The following is a 679-nucleotide window of genomic DNA, read 5'->3' on the forward strand; positions in this document are numbered from 1 at the left end:
ACAAGGCGGACAAGAAGCAATGTATGCGAATGCTAAAGAACGTGCGAACTTATTGTATGACTACATTGATCAATCTGATTTATTTGTAAATCATGTAAAAGTAGAAAACCGTTCATTAACCAATATCCCGTTCTTAACGAACGATCCTGAATTAGATAAGAAATTTATTGCTGAAGCAGATGAGGCAGGGTTTAAACAATTAAAAGGCCACCGTTCAGTGGGTGGTATGCGCGCTAGTTTATATAATGCTTTCCCATTAGAAGGGGTTAAAGCACTAGTAGCATTTATGAAAGCATTTGAAGAAGAAAATAAATAGACTGTCAACGACTTAAATAGTCGGCTTACATTGTAATGAGCGTAATCAACCGACATGTAACCGGATGTTGTGCCCGCTTTAAAGTATGGAGGAATTATTGAACAAATGGAATTAAAAGATAAAGTTTATCAATTAACGACTTATAATGCGATTGCTGCTGAAGGTATGGAACGTTTTGAACGAGCGAAATATGCCATTAATGAAAATGATGATCCGGATGCATTGATTTTACGTTCTAAAGATTTGCATGATATAACATTTAACGATTCATTAAAAGCGATTGCGCGAGCTGGTGCGGGTACAAATAATATCCCAACTCAACGTGCTACTGAGGCGGGAATTGTTGTCTTCAACACCCCTGGT

General features: G+C 37.4%; 1 protein-coding gene and 1 pseudogene. Both read left to right on the top strand.

All coding sequences use genetic code 11. From position 1 onward, the window contains the following. Positions 1-316, top strand: a 316-nt coding sequence (locus ACRCJ0_RS17840; protein ID WP_431391477.1) for an aminotransferase class V-fold PLP-dependent enzyme, incomplete at its 5' end; no start/stop codon positions are given. A 105-nt stretch (positions 317-421) separates the two neighbouring features. Further along, positions 422-679: pseudogene (locus tag ACRCJ0_RS17845) on the top strand (3-phosphoglycerate dehydrogenase); the annotation flags it as partial.

Source organism: Aerococcus sp. L_32 (genome assembly GCF_050689315.1).